General features: G+C 69.8%; 18 protein-coding genes. 8 read left to right on the forward strand and 10 right to left on the reverse strand.

The window, feature by feature from the left end; all coding sequences use genetic code 11:
- Positions 1–23 precede the first annotated feature (23 nt).
- The gene (locus ABZ803_RS09385) at positions 24–1,274 is read right to left on the reverse strand and encodes an extracellular solute-binding protein (RefSeq protein ID WP_357034631.1); all 1,251 of its coding nucleotides are present in this window, start codon (positions 1,272–1,274) and stop codon (positions 24–26) included.
- 159 nt (positions 1,275–1,433) lie between these two features.
- Between ABZ803_RS09385 and ABZ803_RS09390 the strand changes: the two genes are divergently transcribed.
- The 5 genes from ABZ803_RS09390 to ABZ803_RS09410 all read left to right on the forward strand — a co-directional run bounded on the left by ABZ803_RS09390 (position 1,434) and on the right by ABZ803_RS09410 (position 7,465).
- Complete coding sequence (locus ABZ803_RS09390; protein WP_357034633.1) at positions 1,434–2,342, forward strand: sugar isomerase; 909 nt, start codon at positions 1,434–1,436, stop codon at positions 2,340–2,342.
- A 376-nt stretch (positions 2,343–2,718) separates the two neighbouring features.
- Positions 2,719–3,861, forward strand: a complete 1,143-nt coding sequence (locus tag ABZ803_RS09395; RefSeq protein ID WP_357034635.1) for an ROK family protein — start codon at positions 2,719–2,721, stop codon at positions 3,859–3,861.
- Between the two features lie 292 nt (positions 3,862–4,153).
- Positions 4,154–5,305 (forward strand): amidohydrolase family protein, encoded by a 1,152-nt coding sequence (locus tag ABZ803_RS09400; RefSeq protein WP_357034637.1) that lies wholly within the window; start codon positions 4,154–4,156, stop codon positions 5,303–5,305.
- A gap of 8 nt (positions 5,306–5,313) precedes the next feature.
- Positions 5,314–6,255 carry a hexose kinase gene (locus ABZ803_RS09405; protein ID WP_357034639.1) on the forward strand — a complete coding sequence of 314 codons (942 nt, stop codon included), beginning with the start codon at positions 5,314–5,316 and terminating at the stop codon, positions 6,253–6,255.
- A gap of 364 nt (positions 6,256–6,619) precedes the next feature.
- Complete coding sequence (locus tag ABZ803_RS09410; protein WP_357034640.1) at positions 6,620–7,465, forward strand: class II fructose-bisphosphate aldolase; 846 nt, start codon at positions 6,620–6,622, stop codon at positions 7,463–7,465.
- Positions 7,466–7,670: 205 nt separating this feature from the next.
- Here ABZ803_RS09410 and ABZ803_RS09415 read toward each other — a convergent pair whose 3' ends face one another.
- Together ABZ803_RS09415 and ABZ803_RS09420 are read right to left on the reverse strand one after the other, a co-directional pair.
- Complete coding sequence (locus ABZ803_RS09415; RefSeq protein ID WP_357034642.1) at positions 7,671–7,868, reverse strand: DUF397 domain-containing protein; 198 nt, start codon at positions 7,866–7,868, stop codon at positions 7,671–7,673.
- Between the two features lie 10 nt (positions 7,869–7,878).
- The gene (locus ABZ803_RS09420; RefSeq protein WP_357034644.1) at positions 7,879–8,739 is read right to left on the reverse strand and encodes a helix-turn-helix transcriptional regulator; all 861 of its coding nucleotides are present in this window, start codon (positions 8,737–8,739) and stop codon (positions 7,879–7,881) included.
- A 181-nt stretch (positions 8,740–8,920) separates the two neighbouring features.
- On the opposite strand from ABZ803_RS09420, the gene ABZ803_RS09425 reads away from it, so the two are divergent.
- Positions 8,921–9,223 (forward strand): hypothetical protein, encoded by a 303-nt coding sequence (locus ABZ803_RS09425; RefSeq protein WP_357034646.1) that lies wholly within the window; start codon positions 8,921–8,923, stop codon positions 9,221–9,223.
- Positions 9,224–9,279: 56 nt separating this feature from the next.
- Positions 9,280–9,720, forward strand: coding sequence for a DUF4254 domain-containing protein (locus ABZ803_RS09430; protein WP_357034648.1), 441 nt, complete (start codon positions 9,280–9,282; stop codon positions 9,718–9,720).
- A 1-nt stretch (position 9,721) separates the two neighbouring features.
- Here the strand turns inward: ABZ803_RS09430 and ABZ803_RS09435 are convergent, their stop codons facing one another.
- The 6 genes from ABZ803_RS09435 to ABZ803_RS09460 all read right to left on the reverse strand — a co-directional run bounded on the left by ABZ803_RS09435 (position 9,722) and on the right by ABZ803_RS09460 (position 14,899).
- Positions 9,722–10,012 (reverse strand): DUF3349 domain-containing protein, encoded by a 291-nt coding sequence (locus ABZ803_RS09435; protein WP_357034650.1) that lies wholly within the window; start codon positions 10,010–10,012, stop codon positions 9,722–9,724.
- Between the two features lie 14 nt (positions 10,013–10,026).
- Positions 10,027–10,362, reverse strand: coding sequence for a DUF3349 domain-containing protein (locus ABZ803_RS09440; protein ID WP_357034652.1), 336 nt, complete (start codon positions 10,360–10,362; stop codon positions 10,027–10,029).
- 11 nt (positions 10,363–10,373) lie between these two features.
- On the reverse strand, positions 10,374–10,658 hold the full coding sequence (locus ABZ803_RS09445; RefSeq protein WP_357034654.1) for a hypothetical protein: 285 nt from the start codon (positions 10,656–10,658) through the stop codon (positions 10,374–10,376).
- 11 nt (positions 10,659–10,669) lie between these two features.
- A complete protein-coding gene (locus ABZ803_RS09450; protein WP_357034655.1) occupies positions 10,670–11,872 on the reverse strand; it encodes an inorganic phosphate transporter in 1,203 nt (400 codons plus the stop codon).
- Between the two features lie 90 nt (positions 11,873–11,962).
- Positions 11,963–13,216, reverse strand: a complete 1,254-nt coding sequence (locus ABZ803_RS09455; protein ID WP_357034656.1) for a lipase family protein — start codon at positions 13,214–13,216, stop codon at positions 11,963–11,965.
- A 171-nt stretch (positions 13,217–13,387) separates the two neighbouring features.
- Positions 13,388–14,899: an ATP-dependent DNA ligase gene (locus ABZ803_RS09460; protein ID WP_357034658.1), complete on the reverse strand. Its 1,512-nt coding sequence runs from the start codon at positions 14,897–14,899 to the stop codon at positions 13,388–13,390.
- A 93-nt stretch (positions 14,900–14,992) separates the two neighbouring features.
- On the opposite strand from ABZ803_RS09460, the gene ramB reads away from it, so the two are divergent.
- Positions 14,993–16,399 carry an acetate metabolism transcriptional regulator RamB gene (gene ramB / locus ABZ803_RS09465; RefSeq protein ID WP_040870572.1) on the forward strand — a complete coding sequence of 469 codons (1,407 nt, stop codon included), beginning with the start codon at positions 14,993–14,995 and terminating at the stop codon, positions 16,397–16,399.
- 97 nt (positions 16,400–16,496) lie between these two features.
- Here ramB and ABZ803_RS09470 read toward each other — a convergent pair whose 3' ends face one another.
- A complete protein-coding gene (locus tag ABZ803_RS09470) occupies positions 16,497–17,723 on the reverse strand; it encodes an MFS transporter (RefSeq protein ID WP_357034660.1) in 1,227 nt (408 codons plus the stop codon).
- Between the last annotated feature and the right edge of the window lie 72 nt (positions 17,724–17,795).

The raw sequence follows: 17,795 nt of genomic DNA on the forward strand, positions 1-17,795 counted from the left end.
CCGCTATTCCTCTGCGCCGCACGTCAGTTCGCGGCTTCCTGGATCCGGCGCAGGACCTGAGCCGGGTCGGCGCCCTGCCCGATGGTGCCCATCTGCTGACGGATGGCGCCTTGCGCCGCGGCCCATTTCGGATTGTTGCTCGGATAGAACCGCGCCACCGGAAGCGTGGCGGCGAACGCCTTGGTCACCGGGTCTTCGGCGAGCGCGGTCGCGGCGCTGTGGGTGATCGGGATGAAACCCTCGTGCTTGACGAAGTCCGCGTACACCGCGGCCGAGTAGAAGAAGTCGAGGAACTTCTCGAGCGACTCGGCCTTGGCGCCGTCCTTCTTGAACGCCATCAGGTGATCGGCCACCCCGAGCGTCACCGGCGTGCCGGTCTTGGTGGGCGAGGGGGCGGTCGCGTAGCGCAGGCCGGGGTTCTTCGCGAGGATCTGGCCGATCGTGGGCGGCAGCGCCTCGATCATGCCGATCTTGCCCTGGATGAAGGCGTTGATCACGTCCTTGCGGTCGGTCGCGCCCGGATTCGGCTGGGTCGCACCGGCATCGATGAGGTCACGCATGGCCCGCACGCCCTCCAGGTTCTCGGGGGTGTCCACGGTGATCCGGTCGCCGTCGGCCCAGGCGCCGCCCGCGCCGAAGGTCCAGATGGACGTCTCGCCCTGCGCCTCCTCGCTGCCCAGCGGAAGCCCGTACCCGGAGACGCCACCGCCGAGCGCCTGGATCTTCTTCGCCGCGTCGGTCAGCTCGGCCCAGGTCTTCGGCGGCCGGGCGATGGCCGCCTTCTCGAACAATTCGGCGTTGTAGAACAGGGTGCGGGTGGAGGCGAACAGCGGCAGCGCGTACTGCGTGCCGTTGAGTGCCGCGTTCTGGGCGAAAGCCGGTTGGATATCGGCCAGCACCGGCGCGGAGACGATGTCGGCGGCCGGGTAGAGCAGGCCGTCGCCCGCGAAGCTGGCGTAGGCGTCGATGTTGAGCAGGTCCGGAGTGGTCGACGGCGACTGGAGCTTGGTGCGCACCACGTCGTTGATCGAGTTCCACGACTCCATCTGCAAGTTGACGGTGACGCCCGGGTTCTGCTTCTGGAATTCGGCGATGATGCCGTCCCACAGCGCCTTGGTGCCCGTGGCGCCGTCGCTGTAGGAGGGGGCGAGGAAATTGATCGTGGTGGCGGAGTCCGCGGCGTCTTTGGAACCGAACCCGCAGGACGAGAGGGTCAGCGCGACGCCGGTGACCATCGCGACTCCGGCAAGCACGCGACGAAATGGTCTTTTCACGAGCAGAACCTTTCAGATTTACCCACCCGGCGCCAGCCCAGCCGCCGATGATGGGAGGACGCACGGTCCGTGCACGACAATCTAGCCCGGATCGTGATCATATGTGACCGATTCGATCGTAAATTTGACATAAACAATCACAAGGATGAGGCTGTTCTGGTGCCTACGCCTGCCCGCACGCCGCAGCCGCATCTGGCCACCGAGGTGGCCACCCAGCCCGACGACTGGACGCACGCCGCGACCATCGCCGCCGATCATCACGCCGCGCTGCCGAGACCGGGCGAGCGCGTCGCGGTGATCGGTTGCGGCACTTCGTATTTCATGTCACGTGCGATCGCGGAACTACGCGAGGGGGCGGGCGCCGGCGTCACCGACGCCTGGCCCGCCAGCGCGGTCCGCGCTCGCGACTACGACCGCTACCTGGTGATCTGCCGTTCCGGCACGACCACCGAGGTGGTGCGCGCCATGCGGGAGATCCCGGCGCACGTCCCCCGCGCGGTGATCTGCTCCAGCCCCGGCACACCCGTCCTCGAACTGGGCGACCCGATCCTGATCGACCAGGTCGATGAGCGGTCGGTGGTACAGACGCGTTTCGCGACGACCGCCCTCGCCGTCCTGCGCAGCCACCTGGGCGAGGATCTGGCGCCGGTGATCGCCCAAGCTCGGGCGGTGCTCGCCGAGGATCCCGCCGAATCGCTGGCCCGGGTGCGCGGCGCCGAGCAGATCAGCTTCGTCGGCATGGGCTTCGCGGCGGCCATCGCCGACGAGGCGGCGCTCAAGCTGCGCGAATCCTGCCAGTCCTGGACGGAGTCGTATCCGGCGACCGAGTACCGCCACGGCCCGATCGCCATCTCCGCGCCCGGCCGCGCGGTCTGGGCCTTCGGAGCGCTGGAGCCCGGCTTCGCCGCCGACGTCACCGCCACCGGCGCCCATCTGGAACACCGCGGCATCGACCCGATGGCGGACCTGGTCCGAGTACACCGGCTCTGCCTGCTGCGCTCGGCCGACCTCGGACTCGACCCCGACCACCCACGCGGCCTGAATCGCTCGGTGGTCCTGAAGTCATGAGCGAGGGCGAGCGGTGAACGTCGGCCGGGTCCCCTTCGTCGCGCGGGTGTCGGACACATCCTCGCGAAACCCGGCCCGCCACCCCTCGTCGCGGACCGTGCTGTCCGGCGTCGCCATGCTCCAGCCGCTCGCGACCGCGTGCCCCGCCGCGCACCTCATCGTCGGCGCGCCCGTCGCCATGCTCCAGCCGCTCGCGACCGCGCGCACCGCCACACACCTCATCGTCGGCGCACCCCACGCCGCGCCCGCATCCGCGCAGAAATCGCTTCGAAGCACCGGCCCGGGAACGGGACCCGAGTCCCCGCACCATGGCACGACGTCGTCGCGGGCCGCGTGTGCGCCGGCCCGGGAGGCGGCACGAACTACTGTGCCGAGAATGGGTACCGATCAGCCGCGGACGTCGGCGGGCGAGTCCATCTCCGGACCGCGCGACGCGGGGACGGACCGCGCGCGCACCGACGACCGGTGCGGGCGCGCCGAGCTGGAGGACACCGTCGAGGACGCCCGTGCGATGCGGTTCGACCAGGCCGCCGGGCCACAGCAGGCCCCATGTCGAGACGCGGCCGCGCAGCCCACCGCTGTGCTGGGCGCAGCGGCAGACCTGCCCGACGACGCGCTCGTCCTCGGATTGGACGTCGGCGGCACAACCATCAAAGGCGAGGTCACCGATGCCGAGGGCACGGCGCTGGCCGTGGGCACGGTCGCCACGCCGCACGGTCCGGCTGCCTTCGACGCGATGGGCGAGTTGGGCGAGCGGTTGCTGTCCGAACTGCCGGAAGCCGACCGCCGCCGGGTGCGCCGGGCGGCTGTCGTGCTGCCCGGCATCGTGGACACGGCCCGATCGGTCGCGGTGTTCAGCAGCAATGTCGGCTGGCGGGACGTGCACGTGGGCGACCGCTTCGCCGAGCGCTGGGGCGTGCCGACACTCATCGAACACGATGTGGCCGTGGCCGGTTGGGCGGAATGGCGGTACGGCGCCGGGCAGGGTTACGAGAACGTGTGCGTCGTCATTCTCGGCACCGGCATCTCCGGGACGCTGTCGGTCGGCGGGCGGCTGGTGCGCAGCGGCTACGGGCAGGTCGGCGAGTACGGGCACGTGCCGGTGCGGCGCGTGGGCGGATTGCCCTGCCCGTGCGGCAACACCGGCTGCGTCGAGACCGTCGCCTCGGGCGCGGCCATCGCGCGGGCCTACACCCGGCGCACCGGGCGCGAGATCGGTGGCGCGGCGCAAGTCTTCGCGCTGATGTCCACCGATCCCGACGCGGCCGCCGTGGTCGAGGACGCGGTCGACGCGCTCGCCGACGGACTGGTCGGCATCGTGCACGCGGCTTGCCCCGAACTGATCGTCCTCGGCGGCGGGGTCGCCGGAGCCGGCGCGGCGCTCACCGAGCCCCTGCACCGGGCACTGTCCGACCGGCTCCGCTTGGTCCCCGCACCTCGCGTGGTGCTCGGTGAGTTCGGCGCTCGCGCGGGCCTCGCGGGCGCCGCCCTCTTCGCCCGACGCGGAGCATTGACATGACGCCGCACCGAAAGCCCGCCACCGGCGAATCCCCCAACCTCCTTCCCGGTCGATCGCATCGCGGAGGCGGCCGGGCCGATGCCGAGCGCGATCTCCGAGATAGCGAGAACTCCTCACATCGAAATCCGGGCGGCGCGATCGTTCGTCCGCCGACCCGCCGCCGCGAGACGGCCGCATCCGCGGCGCGACTCGCCGACCGTCGCGTACGGCGGAAACCGCCATCGCGCGCGAACTCCGCCGACTGCTCCCTCCCGGCGGACGCCATCCGAATCGCGGGCCGAGGAGGACTGACATGACAGAGCTGATGATCCGGGGCCGCATCGTCTCGGCGAGCGTCGCGCTGGACGACGGCGTGGTGATGATCTCCGGGGACCGGATCGAGGCGGTGCGGTCGTTCGCGCAGTGGCGCGCGGCGCATCGCGATTTACCTGAGCCGCCATTTTCCGGCACCGTGCTGCCGGGGCTTGTGGATATTCACAACCACGGTGGATTCGGGTATCGGTTCGACACCGTGGACGGCGCGCAGGCGCGGACGGCGGCGCAATCGCACCATGCGCGCGGCTCGACCACGGTGGTGGCGAGCGTGGTCACCGGTCCCGCCGAGGAGATGGTGGCGCAGACCGCCGCCTTGCGCGAACTCGCCGAGGAAGGCGTGCTCGGCGGTGTCCACGTCGAGGGGCCGTTCCTGTCCGAGGCGCGCTGCGGCGCCCAGGACCCGCGATTCCTGTGCGACCCCGATCCAGCACTGACCGACCGGCTGCTGACGGCGGGCGGCGGGCACCTGCGCGCGATGACCCTCGCGCCGGAGCGCCCCGGTTACGCGGCCGTCGCACGGCGCCTGGCCGACAGCGGCGTGGTGATCGCACTCGGCCACAGCGACACCGACTACGCGTCCTTCCGGAACGCTCTGCGGCCGAATGGATCGGCGAGCGTGGTGACCCATCTGGCGAACGGCATGCCGCCGCTGCACCACCGTCACCCGGGCCCGGTCGCCGCGGCACTGGTGGCTGCGGCGGCCGGGGACGCGATCGTGGAATTGATCGGCGACGGCGTGCACGTGGACCCGGGCTTCGCCGCGCTGGTTTTCGCGACCGCGCCGGGACGCGTCGCGCTGGTCACCGATGCCATGCAGGCCGCGGGCCTCGGTGACGGCGAATACCAGCTCGGCCCGCAGCCGGTGACGGTGCGCGAAGGGGTGGCGCGCGTCGCAGGCGGATCCATCGCGGGCGGCGTGAGCACCCTGCTGGAATGCCTCGCGCGCGCCGTGCGCGAATCGGGTGTCCCGCTGCGGGACGCGGTACTCGCGGCCACCTCGGTTCCGGCCGCCGCGCTCGGGCTCGCCGACGTCGGTGACCTGCGGCCCGGCCAATTCGCCGACATATTGACAGTCAGTGACAATCTCCACTTGCGCGGGGTGCTCAGACGTGGACAGTGGTTGAGGTGATCCTCACCGTGACAATGAATCCCGCGTACGACATGACCTATCGCGTCGAACGTTTCGAACGCGGGCAGGCCCACCGGGTCCGGTCGGTGGAACAACGCATCGGCGGCAAGGGCATCAACGTGACCCGCGTGCTGAATCAGCTCGGCAAGTACGCCAGGGCCACCGGGTTCTCCGATCACGCCTTCGCGGCGGCCGCCGAACTGGAGTTGCCGGTCGACTTCGTGCACGCGCTGCCCTGGGTGCGCCGCACGGTGGTGATCAGCGAATCCGAGGACGGCACCGCCACCGCGCTGTGGGAGCCGGGCGCCCGGGTCTCCAATCCGCACGCCGCGGAGCAGTTGGCGGTCCGGGTGGCGGGCCTGCTACCGGATATCGCCGGGTTGGTCATCTCCGGTTCGCTGCCGGGCGGTATCGACCCCTCGCTGCCCGCCGAGATCGCCCGCACCGCCATCGCCGCCGACGTGCCCACCATCTGCGACGTCGACGGCGAGGCGCTGCGCTTGGCCGCGCAGGTGCCCGGCATCGTCCTCACCCCGAACGAGAGCGAACTCCAGCGTCTCACCGGTGCGGAGCCGACGACCGCCGACGACATCGTCGCCGCCGTGCAGCCGCTGATCGCGCACGGCGTGCGCGCCGTGATCGCGACCCGCGGCCCCGAGGGGATCACCGCCGTGACCGCCGACGGCGCGTGGTCGGCGGTGCTCGCAGAACCGCTCGCCGGAAATCCCACCGGCGCGGGCGACGCCGCGGTGGCGGCCGTGATCGCCGCCCTCTCGTCCGCATCGCGCACCGACTGGCCCGCCCTGCTCTCCGACGCGGTCGCGACCTCGGCGGCCGCCGTGGTCGTCCCGGTGGCCGGCGAGATCGATCGCGGGCTGCGCACCCGCCTCACTCCGACCGTCCGGATTCGAGAACTGGACCTACCAGCACCGCAGGAGGCTGCCTCGTGACCGCCCAGCCCACCGATCCGGCCGGCCACCGGCCCTGCGAACCGCCACGGCATATTCCTCGTCACACGGCGACCACGGCGGCGCCCGGTGTGCCGGGTCGTCCGATCCATTGTCCCGAGAGGAGCCGCTGGGTGCCCGAGCGGCGCTCGATCATGCATTCCTGGAGGCCGTCGGAAAGGCGCGTAGACGAGCGGGCTGCACGGCCGAGCAGCGGCACCCTGGCCCCGCAATCGTGGGCACGGTTCGCGGGGCGAACTCGGCACGGCGTCGGCACTCCCATAACCACAGCCTGCGGCACGCCGGTTACGAGCGGTCCAACCGCGCAGGTACCGCCGCAGTCAGTGGTCTCGCGAAAGCCCGCGCCATGCCGCTGACCTCGATCCCCGAGCTGATCGCCGCGGCCCGTCCCGGCGGACTCGGCGCGTTCAACGTGATCACCCTCGAGCACGCCGAGGCGATCGCGGCCGCCGCGGAATCGGCGAAACGACCGGTGGTCCTGCAGCTGTCGGAGAACACCGCGCTCTATCACCGTGGCATCGCCCCGCTCGCCCTCGCCTGCCTGCGCATCGCCGCCGACAGCGACGCCGCGATCGCGGTCCATCTCGACCATGCCACCACCGCCGAATTGATCCATACCGCGGTCGATCTCGGCATCCGCTCGGTCATGTACGACGGCTCCGCTCTCGACTACGCCGACAACGTCGCCGCCACCACCGCGATCACCGCGTGGTGCCACGAGCGCGGCGTGCACATCGAAGCCGAACTCGGTGCGATCGGCGGCAAGGACGGCGCCCACGCGCCGGGCGCGCGCACCGATCCCGACGAGGCGGTGGAGTTCGTGCGCGCCACCGGCGTCGACGCACTCGCGGTCGCCGTCGGCTCCGCACATGCCATGCACGCTCGCACGGCCGAACTCGACAACGACCTGATCGCCCACCTGGCCGCGAAGGTTCCCGTCCCCTTGGTGCTGCACGGCTCCTCCGGCGTCCCCGATCACGGCATGCGCGCCGCCGTGGAACACGGCATGACGAAGATCAACATCGCCACCCGCCTCAACATCCGAATGACGTCCGCCATCCGCGATCACCTCACGAACGCCCCCGACCTCTCCGACCCACGCAAGTACCTCACCCCAGCCCGCGCAGCCGTCCAATCGGAAGTCGAACACTTCCTCCACCTCCTCGCCGGCTCCAGCACCCCCGGAGATTGACTTCGACACACCGAAGTAGACAGTTCCAAGGAAACGGCCGGCGGCGCGTGCGAGGGTTTGCGCGCCGTCGGCCGGTTCGGGTGGCGGGCAGGGCAGTTGCCCACCGGTGGAGCTGTCGATGGATCGCTTCGCATCGACGGGGACACTCTTGCCGGTGGAGCTGAGTGCTCGGTGTCGTGAAGCTGAGAGTCGGCTGGGAGATGCGTCAGGCGAGTTCGGTGCGGAGCGCCCTGGTGAACGCCGCCCACTGGGTCGGCGTGAACGCCAGGATGGGCGATGCGTCCGGCGACCCGTGAAACTTGCTGTCTCGAACCAGGACCCGACCACCGTCGAAACACACCTCTACGCAGGCGGTGCTGTCGTTCGAATGTGATGACTTGAACCAGCCGGCCGCGCTCCGCATGCCGATCACGCTACAGCGCGGCGAGTCTGCGCTCGATCAACGTGATCGACTCGTTCCGTGGAAGCGCGTGCTCGGCGAGAGTGGTGGCGAACATGGTCGCGAGGTGACGCACCGGTTCGCTCTCCTCGATCACTCCGAGATGGACCAGCGTCTCGGTCCACGCCACGTCGGGAAGGAGTGCGCTGTCGAACCCGAGCAGATGGAACGACGCACCGGTCAGCAGTACACCACCTGGCGCGTCGAAGGGCACGACCCGAATGTCGACTGTGTCGGCGTGCGTCTCGGTAATCGACAGCAGGTGTGAAAGCTGATTTTTCAGGACCGCGACACCCCCGGTGCGCTGGGTCAGCGCGGCCTCGTTGACGATCGCGGTGACCCGAAGCGGCTCCGATCCGGTGAGCCGCTGCTGACGTCGCATGCGAACTTCGACCCAGCGCTCGATTTCCACTTGCCGCACCCGCGCCCGGTCGTTGGCGATCACCGCCCGCGCGTAGTCCTCGGTCTGCAGCAGACCGGGAATCAAGATGCTCGCGTAACTACGGACGCTGCGCGCCCCGTGCTCCAATCCATAGAGGCGTATCACCTCGTCCGACAGCAACCCCGCGTACTCCGACCACCACCCGCGCTGCTTCGCGATGTCGCGCAGCCGCAACATCTCCTCGCGTTCGGCCGGGTCGAATTCGAGCAGGCTCATCAGATTCCGCAGTTTGTCCTCGGCCAGGACGCGTTCTTTCTCCACCTTCGACCAGTACGACAGCGTGAAGCCCAGTTCCTTGGCGATGACGGACGCGGACACGTCGAACTCGGTGCGGCGGCGTTTGATTCGGAGCATGAGCTCCCAGCGCGCGACCGTGGGCGAAAGTGGTGCCATCGTCCGATGAGTCCTTCCGGCTGTTCGTGCAGATGACCGTACCCGCATCCACAGCACGGCAAGTTTGTCAAATTGACTGGTCAAGTTGACCTGTCAGCAGTCCCGCACCTACGCTGCTTGTGTTGCGCATCACAGCGGGGCTGGTGGAACAGCCCGCTCGGCGGGGATGAAGGGGGTTCTGATGTCGGTGCATGTCGTCGACCGGATGTGGATCGTGAGTGATCAGACGCCGCATCAGGCGCGGCGGGTCAGTGACGACGCGTGGGTGGTGTCCTATCTGCGTGGCCGGATGGTGTCCACCGAGCAGGCGACTGCGGCTATCCAAGCGGCGGAGATGGTTGCGCTGACGGAGGAGCTGGTGCGCCGCATCGGGCTCACGCCGCTGGAGGCCGTCGGTCTCGTCGTCCTCGAATCGCCGTGGGACACCGGGCCATCGCGCAAGCGGTACCGATTGCCGCGTCCGGGCGGGCGGCATCGTCGATGATCCTTCGCGTCTCGCGTGACGCCCGCCGCGACCATTCGATCCAGGGGGTTATCGCAGTGGAACCACTGCCGACCAAAGAGCTCATCCTGCAGGCCTGCCGCACCGCGCCCCGTCGCGCACACCCGATCCTGGAATCAGCCCACCTACTCGCGGGATTGCATCAACGCCGCCTGCGCGGCGGCCTGGGCGGGACGAACGACATCGACGGGCACCGCGCCCGCCTCGTCCTCGCGATCGACCGCTGGGTCGCCACCGAGGCGCCGCTGCCACATGGCGGCGCGCACATGCACACCGAAACCGTGGGCATGGTGGTCGACCGGCTCGCCCAGTTCTCCGCCTGCGCCTACGAGATCCTCTCCGGCGCCCCGGAATGGGCCGTGCACGATGCCTGGGAGCGTCTCGCCGAACTCGCGCTCGGCTACGAGGATCTCGCCTACGAGGTCGCGGCGGGCGTGCGCCGCCTGCCCTACCTCAGCGGCCCGCGCGATCAACCGTGACTCACTCGACGTCCGGATCCGGCCAGGCATTGGCCTCGACCCGGGCGCGCACCCGGGCCACGTCGGCTTCGGAGGGCATGTCGTTGGTGATCTTGGTGATCATCACCTGGATATCGGTCTGGTCGATGTCCGCCCCGCCGAAGCCGGTCAGCTCGGCGGCGATCCGGGCCACCTCTTCGTCGGACAGGCGACGGCGCAGCAGCGCGAGCAGCGGGATGTAGTCGGACTCCGGCACGCCGTCGGGGTATCCGACCCGCAGCCAGCCGATGATCGCGTGCAGGAAGGGTGGCATCGGCGGCGGCTCGGTCAGTCGGAATCGGCGGGCGGATCGGCCAGCGGCCAGCCGCCCGCGGCCAGATGGGAGGCGACGCGAGCGACGTCGCCTTCGGCCGGTTGCTCCATGGCGAACCGGGCGATGGCCTGCTCGATCTCGGCGTGGGTGATCGTGCTCTCCGTAGTCGAAGCGACCAGCTCCTCGGCGATCGCGACCACCTCGTAGTCGGTGAGGTGCCGGTGCAGCACGGCGAACAGGGCCACGTAATCCGCTTGGGGGACGCCCTGCGGATACCCCGCGCGCAGCCAGCCCACGACTTTGCCGAGCAGCTTCGGCCGGAGCGGAGCTGGTTTCACTGGATCGGTCACGCTGGCACTCCTCACGCCTGCCCGAACAAATGGATGCCGAATCTGGCGGCGATGAACGCTTTCGCCGTATACAGGATGCCGCTGACGATCGCCACGACAACCAGCGCGAAGCACGCCACCGCGACCGCGAGGGCGGGATAATTGCGCCGCACCGCGCCCGTTCCCGCGTCGGTCGTCACGGTCGTCGACCAGAATCGCACCCCGATCGCGAAGATCATCGGCAGGCCCGCGCCGAGCACCAGGCCTGCCGCGACGACTTTCCACAGCGCGTTCAGATTCGTGACGAGAGTGTGCACGCCTGGTCCTCCTACACCTGGGCCGAACGGTTCTTGTCCGCCGCCGGGGCGGGCGGCGCGGCGGTGGGCGGCTCGTTCCCGTCGCCCGGCCACTCGTTGACGTTGCCGGTGTGCACCGGATCACGCCGCGACCGCAGGTACATCAGCGTCGACAGGCCGATCAGGATGCCGAAGACCACGAGCACACCGGCCAGCCCCCCGATGACGTGGGCGATGACCCAGCAGATCGCTCCCGCGACAGCGGCCAGCGGCAGCGTGAGCAACCATGCGACCACCATCCGCCCCATCACGGCCCAGCGCACCTCGGCGCCCTTGCCGAGACCGGTGCCGAGGATCGCGCCGGTGGCCGTCTGCGTGGTGGACAGCGGCAACCCGAAATGGGCCGAGCTCAGGATGATCGCGGCCGAGGCGGATTCCGCCGCGAGGCCCTGCGGCGAGTCGATCTCGACCAGGCCCTTGCCCAGCGTCCGGATGATCCGCCAGCCGCCGAGGTAGGTGCCCGCCGCGATGGCCACGGCGCACGCGGCCATCACCCAGAGCGGCAGGTCGTCGTCCTTGGTGAGGGTCCCGTGCGCGACGAGCGCCAGAAAGATCACGCCCATCGTCTTCTGCGCGTCGTTCGTGCCGTGCGCCAGCGAGACCAGCGAGGCGGAGCCGATCTGCCCCCACCGGAAGCCCTCGGTGACCTTCCCTTCGTCGGCGCCGCGGGTGATCCGGTACACCAGCCAGGTGCCGATCGCCGAGACCAGCGCGGCGACGATGGGCGCGAGCACGGCGGGAAGAATGATCTTGGTGATCACGCCGTCCGATCCGGACGCCCAGATCACCCCGCTCCAGCCCAGCGCGGCCAGCGTCGCCCCGATCAGACCGCCGAACAGCGCGTGCGACGAACTCGACGGCAGGCCGAAAAGCCAGGTGAGCAGGTTCCACAGGATCCCGCCGACCAAACCGGCGAACACGATGACGATCAGGTCCTGGCCGCCGACGGCATCGAGGCGCACGATGCCCTTCGCCACGGTGGCGGCGACGGCCACCGACAGGAACGCGCCGACCAGGTTCAGCACCGCGGAGAGCGCGACCGCCACCCGCGGACGCAGCGCACCGGTGGCGATCGAGGTCGCCATCGCGTTGGCGGTGTCGTGGAAGCCGTTCGTGAAATCGAATGCGAGCGCCGTGACGATGACGATCAGGAGAACCAGTAATTCGACGGTCACGCCTCCAGTGTGCTGCACCCCCGGATGGCAGAGCCAGGTCGGTCACCGAAAGTTCCGCCCACCGAGATGGACTAGTCTGGTTCGCCCTGCTCAGCCGGATCGAGTGCACCGCGCGGCGACCGGACGGCCTGCGAACCGATCATCGATCCACGAGTTCGCGCCGGGGATGCCGCTGAGGCCGACCAGGAAGTGTTCGCCGAGATAGACCTGGAAGTCCACCGGTGTCCCGGCTCCGCACCAGTCCGAGTACAGCTTCTCCGCCCCGGCCAACGGCACCCACGGGTCGTGCGTCGCGTGATAGAGGAACACCGGCACCGTCGGCGCGCTCGCGCCCAGCCGATTGGCGGCCAGGATCTCCCTGACCATCGGCAGCTCGGTGGGCGCGGCGGCATGGGTGAGCGCCTGCACCGGAATCGGCGCCACGGCACCGCCGAACTCCTCCCCGGTCATGCACATGTCCTTGCCGAGCTGGGCCAGTCGCCAGCCGTCGTCGTTCATCAGGCCCAGCAGCTCCGGATACTCCCGCGCCAATCCGAGCGTCGCCGCCAAGAAGACTCCGGACGCGGCGTTGCGGCCGTTCATGGTGGACAGCAGCATGCCGAAGTCGGCGGGAACACCGCCGAACGCCGCACCGACCAGATTCAGCTCGGGCGCGTACGCCGGGGCCAGCTGGGCGGCCCATCCGCTGGCGATGGCGCCGCCGGAGTATCCGGTGACCAGCGTCGGAGCGTCCGGTCGCAATCCGAGTTCCGGCGTTCGCACCGCGGCCCGGATCGAGTCGAGCACCGCGTGCCCGGCCATCAGTCCCGCCCCGTACGCCTGCCGCGGGCCCTGATGGTCGGGCACGAGCACGGCGTATCCCTTGGACAACGGAATCTGGGCGGCCCACATCTCGGCCCACAACGGGTTCTTGAGCTCGTAGGACGGTGCGCACCGATGCCCGAGCGAGTCGATCGCGTGATTGAGCGACAGCACCGGCCGCGGCCCCGGCCCGGTCCACGGCGTCCGCGGCACGAGCAACGTCGCGACCACGGGGACCGGGCGATCCTTGGAATCGGTGGACCGGATCAGCAGTTCGGTCGAGTGCAACGGGAACGCGGTCAGGCCGGTGCCGCCCGGACGGGACGCCAGAACCGTTCCCGGCGGTGCGTTCTCGAATTCCGGCGGCGGGGTGTAGAACGGGTCGCCCAGCGGCGTGGGCAGGATCCCGGAGTATTCCCGCGAAGGCGTGAGGAACTGCTCGATCGGATTCGCCTGCACGGGCGTGCCGACCGCACTCACCGCCAAGGCGCCAAGCAACGCCGCCACCAGCCGGACATAGCGTCCGCACAGCACAATTCGCATCGTCGCACCCGCCCGCCGATTCCTTGTCCGGAGGTACGAACCGGCCGGACCATTGCAGTGTGGCGGCCATCCGGAACCTTGCGCTGCCCATACTTACAGTGGCTCGATTCGCCACGCACGCTCGACACGCACCCGGCGCGGGAGCAAGCGCGCTTCACATCGCGGCGACGGTCACGGCAGTAGCGCGCGGACGGCGTCGATGGTGTCCGCGTCGGCGGGTTCCTTGTCGGGGCGGTAGCGCACCACCCGAGCGAAACGCAACGCGACCCCGCCGGGATAGCGCGGACTGACCTGCACGCCGTCCAAAGCGATCTCCACAACCAGTCGCGGCCACAGATACACGGTGTGCTGATCGCGCGAGCGCTCGTGGCGGGGGAATTCGGTGGTCTGCCATTGCAACAGCGCGTCGGTGAGCCCCTTGAAGGTCTTGCCCACCATGACCGGCTCGCCGCTGTCCGGGTCGCGCGCGCCGAGATGCAGGTTCGACAGGTAGCCCGTGCGACGGCCGTAGCCCCATTCCGCGCCGAGCACGACCAGGTCGAGGGTGTGCGTCGGCTTGATCTTCTGCCAGGCCCTGCCTCGCCTGCCCGCCGCGTACGGCGCGGTCAGCGACTTGATCATGACGCCCTCGTGGCCCGCCGCCAGCGCGCCGTCGAAATATTCGGCGGCCGCTTCGGCATCCGGCCGCAGCAACGCGGGAATGGTGTGCGTGCCCGCCACCTTCGTGAGCGCGGCGCGCCGCTCCGACAGCGGAGCGTCGAGCAAATCCCGGCCGTCCAGGTGCAGACAGTCGAAGAAGTACGGGTGCAGCAGCAACTCCCGGGTGGAACTCACCTCGGCGAAGCGGCTCATGGTCTCCTGGAACGGACGTGGCCGTCCCGCGTCGGTGAGCGCCAGCGTCTCCCCGTCCAGGACGACGCTCGTGCAGTCCAGGCCGGCGACCAGCTCGACCAGTTCGGGCACGCCCGCGGTGATATCGCGCAGCGTCCTGGTGAAGATGCGGACCCGGTCGCCGTCCCGGTGCACCTGGATGCGGGCGCCGTCCAGCTTGTGCTCGACGCTCACCTCGCCCTCGAACTCGATCAGCGCCTCGTCCAGCGTCGCACCGGGCGAGGCGAGCATGGGCTGGATCGGGCGGCCGACCTCGAGTCGGAACTGCGCGAGTGCGGCAGCTCCGCCGGTCAGCGCCGCAACGGCGGTGACCGGCAATCGGCCCGACAGCATGTACGCCCGGCGCACCAGATCGGGCGGTACGCCCGCGGCGACGGCCACCGCTTCGGCCACCACGGCGGTGAGCGCTCCTTGGCGCAGTTCCCCGGTGAGCAGGCGCACCAGGAAACTCTGCTCATCCGCCGTCGCCGCGGACCACAGCGCCCCGAGCAGCTCCTTGCGCCGGGCGGCGGACCCGGCACCGGAGGTACCGGCCAGCTCGCTCAGCGCGGCGTGTACCGCCGCGACGGTCAACGTCGCGACCGGCGCGGGCGGGCTGTCGAGCGTGGTGAGCGTGCGCCACCCCGTGCCGATCCGCCCCTGCGGTAGCTCGCCGGACGCCCAGGCGACGACGGGCGCGAGCTCGTCGGCGGCGGCCGAGGTCAGCAGCCCGGCCAGCGTGGCGATCTTCGTCTTGCGTGACCTGGTCGCGCGCACGGTCTCCGAGGCCAGGACGACATCCGAGAACAACACCCTGCCGACGGTAGCCGCCGGGTACGACACCTGTCTGCGAGCAGTGTTAATCCGTAATTGGCACGGATGCGAACCCGGCCATAAGCTGGACGCATGGCCAAGACTTACGTCGGCGCTCGGCTGCGTCAGCTGCGGACCGAACGCGGGCTGAGCCAGATCGCGCTGGCCCAGCAGCTGGAGATCTCGGCGAGTTACCTCAACCAGATCGAGCACGATGTGCGCCCCCTCACCGTCCCGGTGCTGCTGAAGATCAGCGACGTGTTCGGCGTCGACGCGACCTTCTTCTCCGCGCAGGACGACACCCGGCTCATCGCGGAGCTCCAAGAGGTCGTGATGGACCAGGAGCTGGGCATCGAGGCCGACGCCCAGGAGATCGCGGACATGGTCTCGGCGCATCCGAGCATGGCCCGCGCGCTGGTCAACATGCACAACCGCTACCGCAACACCTCCGCCCAGCTGGCGGCGGCCACCGAGGACCGGTTCGCCGACAGCGCGGGCAGCGGCGCGATCAGCAAGCCGCACGAGGAAGTGCGCGACTACTTCTACCAGCGCCAGAACTACATCCACGAGCTGGACACCGCCGCCGAGGAACTCACCGCGCGCATCCGTTTCCACGGCGGCGACGTGAACAGCGAGATCGCCAGGATCCTGCGCGCGCACGACGTGCGGATCACCGAGCGCATCGATCTCGGCGAGGGCGTGCTGCACCGCTACGACCCGCAGACCGGCAACCTGGAGATCGCGCCGCATCTCTCCGGCGGGCAGCGCACCTTCAAACTGGCCGCCGAGCTGGCCTACTTCGAATGCGGAGAGTTGCTGGAGAAGCTGGTCGAGGAGGGCAATTTCGCGTCCGAGGACGCCCGCAAGCTGGCCATGCTCGGGCTGGCGAATTACTTCGCCGCGGCGACGGTGCTGCCGTATACGCATTTCCACGAGGTGGCCGAGGACTTCCGCTACGACATCGAGCGACTGTCGGCGTTCTTCACGCAGAGCTACGAGACCATCTGCCATCGGCTGTCCACGCTGCAACGACCGTCGCTGCGCGGCGTGCCGTTCTCGTTCGTGCGGGTCGACCGCGCGGGCAATATGTCCAAGCGCCAGTCGGCCACCGGTTTCCACTTCTCCGCCAGCGGCGGGACCTGCCCGCTGTGGAACGTCTACGAGACCTTCGCCTATCCCGGCAAGATCATGACGCAGATCGCCCAGATGCCCGACGGCCGCAAATATCTCTGGGTGGCTCGCACGGTCGAACGCCGCGCCACCCGTTTCGGCCAGCCGAGCAAGACCTTCGCCATCGGCCTCGGCTGCGAACTGCGGCACGCGGCCCGGGTGATCTACGCCGACGGCATCGACCTCGACGAGGTGCAGCCGACGCCGATCGGTGCGGGCTGCCGAGTCTGCGAACGGGCCAATTGCCCGCAGCGCGCGTTCCCGCCGTTGGGCAAGGTGCTCGACATCAGTGAGCACCGCAGCTCGGTTTCGCCGTATGTGCTGAAGTAGCCGGCCGGGTGATTCCGGCAAGGCGAACCGGCGGCCCGGGATGAACGCGCGTCCGGCCGGGATCGGAGTACCGATACCGGCCGGACGTGGTGTTCGGTCAGGCGGCCTGCGCCTTTCGCTGCATCCGCAGCCCGGCCACCGTCATACCCAGTGCGGCGACGAGCAACAGCGCCAGCGTCCAGGCGAGGGTGGCGAAGCCGTGCGGCGCCGCCGCGGCGGCGACCAGCGGGCCGATGGTCGCGCCCACGTAGAAGCTGAACATCGCGACCGACATCGCGGCGGCACGGGATTCGCCGCCCAGTTCGCCCGCGCTCTGCAGCACGGCCGGGGCGATGATGCCGAGTCCGCCGACCAGCACGGCCAGCAGGACGGCCAGCACGAGCGGATGGGTTCCCTCGAAGGTCGCGACCACCATCGCCGTCGCGGCGATGAGCACCCCGAGCACGATCTGACCGTGCTTGGACAGCCGGGCAAGCGGCACCGCGAGCACGGGCAGCGCGATCATCACCGGCAGCGCGCCCGCCCGCAGCGCGAGTAGTTCGCCCGAGCCGCGGACCACCCCGGTCAGTTCCAGGCCGGTGTACACCCCGACCATCACCGCCATGCTCATCGCGCCCGCGATCAGCATCGGCACCAGCGCCCGGATGCGCAGCACCGCGGGAATCGCGGCGTAGCTGTGCCGCAGCGGCTTGTCCCGGCCGGTGGGCGCGTCGGCCAGCAACGCCGACCGCAACGCCAGCGCGAGGACGGCGAACCCGATCGCGGAGGCGACGAACACCGTGCGCCACGGGAACGCGCCGACCATCCATTGCGACACGATCTGCGCGACCACCGTCGCCGCGAGGAACGACGTTGCCACGGACATGGTGGCCACGGCACGGTGCGCGGGGGTGATGCGGGTCGCCACATAAGCCATGATCGCGGGCGGAATCGAGCCGACCACCAAGCCCTGCGCCACCCGCAGGCCGACGGCCAGCGGGGCGCTGAACGCCAAGCCGGTCAACATGGTGACCACCGCGGCCGCCAGCATGCCGGTGACCAGCACCCGGCGGTGACCGTAGCGATCCGACAGCGGCCCGAACAGGACGAAACCGCCCGCGTAGCCGAAGGCGAACGCGCTGATGATCCAGGTCATCGCCGCCGAGCCGACACCCCAGTCGGCTCGCATGGCGGTGAAAAGCGGGATGGGAACGTACATCTGGCCGGTGGCCAGCAGTGCGGCGAGGACGAAGAAAGGCAGGGTGCGCCCGGTGTGGGCTCGCGCCGAGGTGTCTCGGCCGCGCGTCCGGGCCGGAGCCGCGGACTGGAAGGTGGACATTGCCATGGCTCGAAGGTAGGCCTGCGACAGGCCAGTTGTCAACCAAATAGTTGGTTTAATGAGATGGTAAAGTGTCGG

It is taken from the genome of Nocardia sp. NPDC047648 (genome assembly GCF_040642815.1).
Lineage (GTDB): Bacteria > Actinomycetota > Actinomycetes > Mycobacteriales > Mycobacteriaceae > Nocardia > Nocardia gamkensis.

Excerpts from the sequence above, each read along its gene's own strand:
- ABZ803_RS09395 (WP_357034635.1), top strand. The coding sequence starts at position 2,719 with ATGGGTACCGATCAGCCGCGGACGTCGGCGGGCGAGTCCATCTCCGGA.
- ABZ803_RS09400 (WP_357034637.1), top strand. The coding sequence starts at position 4,154 with ATGACAGAGCTGATGATCCGGGGCCGCATCGTCTCGGCGAGCGTCGCG.
- ABZ803_RS09410 (WP_357034640.1), top strand. The coding sequence starts at position 6,620 with ATGCCGCTGACCTCGATCCCCGAGCTGATCGCCGCGGCCCGTCCCGGC.
- ABZ803_RS09415 (WP_357034642.1), bottom strand. The coding sequence starts at position 7,868 with ATGCGGAGCGCGGCCGGCTGGTTCAAGTCATCACATTCGAACGACAGC.
- ABZ803_RS09420 (WP_357034644.1), bottom strand. The coding sequence starts at position 8,739 with ATGGCACCACTTTCGCCCACGGTCGCGCGCTGGGAGCTCATGCTCCGA.
- ABZ803_RS09425 (WP_357034646.1), top strand. The coding sequence starts at position 8,921 with ATGTCGGTGCATGTCGTCGACCGGATGTGGATCGTGAGTGATCAGACG.
- ABZ803_RS09435 (WP_357034650.1), bottom strand. The coding sequence starts at position 10,012 with ATGCCACCCTTCCTGCACGCGATCATCGGCTGGCTGCGGGTCGGATAC.
- ABZ803_RS09455 (WP_357034656.1), bottom strand. The coding sequence starts at position 13,216 with ATGCGAATTGTGCTGTGCGGACGCTATGTCCGGCTGGTGGCGGCGTTG.
- ramB (WP_040870572.1), top strand. The coding sequence starts at position 14,993 with ATGGCCAAGACTTACGTCGGCGCTCGGCTGCGTCAGCTGCGGACCGAA.
- ABZ803_RS09470 (WP_357034660.1), bottom strand. The coding sequence starts at position 17,723 with ATGGCAATGTCCACCTTCCAGTCCGCGGCTCCGGCCCGGACGCGCGGC.